Below are 1,572 nucleotides of genomic sequence, written 5' to 3'. Positions count from 1 at the left end.
TTGGAAAAAAATAAACTGGATTTTATCAAAGAAAATTCGAAAGAGTATCATATAGGCGACATAATTAAAAATAATAAGATTACGTATGCAGATAAAATTAAGGGGATTACAAGTATATTTAGTCACGATAATCTGCCTAGCACTCTTAAAATTTTAAATAAAGCAGGAACGGCAGGGCTTATCTTGGGCGCAGGAGTAGCTTCGTATGAGGTTGCACAAGCTATAAAAGATGGAGATACGAAGCGAGCCTCTGAGATTATAGGCGAATATGGGGCATCTATGGGAGGAGGATATCTTACAGCAAAAGCAGCTTTGGCTACAGTAGGGGGAACGGTAACATTAGGAACATTCCTGCTTACAATGGCAGTTAGTATCGGAGGAAGCGAACTGGTTTTATATCTTTACAAGAATAGAGACATCCTTTCATATTTTATTAATCCTGCAGATGACAGATGGGATGGAAAAACTCCTTTTACCGATTTTTGGTCAAGTATGCTTAAGGGAGAAAGAAGCCCTAAAGAAATATTGGAGATGGCTTCTTATTTATTTAATCCATACGATCCCAACTGGGAAGGTAAAGATTCTGAAAGAGTTGAGTGGTTTAAAGCTTTTTTATCTCCCTATCTAGACGATTTGAGTAAAACCCTCCAAGAGACCAAAAATTTTTGGTCTCAATTCCTCGGCTCTATTTTTAACTTCTCCATCTACGACCCTCTCGCCCTTGATCTCAACGGTGACGGCAAGATCGGCATCAGCCCGGCACCTAACGGCGGAGCCTACTTCGATCATAACGGAGATGGGGTATCTCACAGATCATCTTGGATAAGCAAAGAGGATGGAATTTTAGCCTACGATCGTAACGGCAACGGCAAGATAGATGACGGCGGCGAGCTATTTGGAAATTTCACGCAGATAAAAGATAAAGATGGCAATCAAAGACTAGCTAAGGACGGCTACGAAGCTTTAAAGGAATTTGATAGCAATAACGACGGGCTTATAGATAATAAAGACGATAATTTCAAAGATCTTAAAATTTGGCAGGATGCGAACTCTAACGGGATCTCAGACGAAGGCGAGCTAAAGAGCTTAGATGAGCTAGGCATCGCTAGTCTTAGCCTAAACCACAACGAGGTAAACGAAGATCTGGGAGGCGGCAACACCCTAAGCCTAAAGGGAAGCTACATTAAAAAAGACGGCACCGCTCATAGTATGGGTGATCTAAATTTCAACGTCGATACGATAAACTCTAAATTTAAAGACGGGGCGCCGTTAAGCTCCGAAGATATGGCTAGAGCAAATATCAAAGGCTTTGGGCTACTAAGGGATCTAAGATCGGCCGCTGCATTAAATAAAGATCTTGCTGCCGCGCTAGATAGCTACTCTCGCTTAAGTACCAAAGAGGAGCAGCTCAAGGCTCTGCCTGCTCTTATAAAAGCCTGGAGCGAGACTGCGGTAAGAAGCACGGGCGGAAATTCTAATGCCGCGGGCTACGAAGTAAGCCTAAAAGGGGTAAAGCTTCCGAGCAATGTAAATCTAGGCGCAGGATCAAACATCAATGTAGATGCAGACGGT

Annotated in this window: 1 pseudogene; it reads left to right on the top strand. The window is 42.5% G+C overall.

The features are described from left to right. A pseudogene (locus Q0256_RS09465) lies at positions 1-1,572 on the top strand (hypothetical protein); the annotation flags it as partial.

It is taken from the genome of uncultured Campylobacter sp., from assembly GCF_937949835.1.
In the GTDB taxonomy this organism is placed as follows: Bacteria; Campylobacterota; Campylobacteria; order Campylobacterales; family Campylobacteraceae; genus Campylobacter_B.
This window is presented reverse-complemented; position numbering and strand designations above follow the sequence as displayed.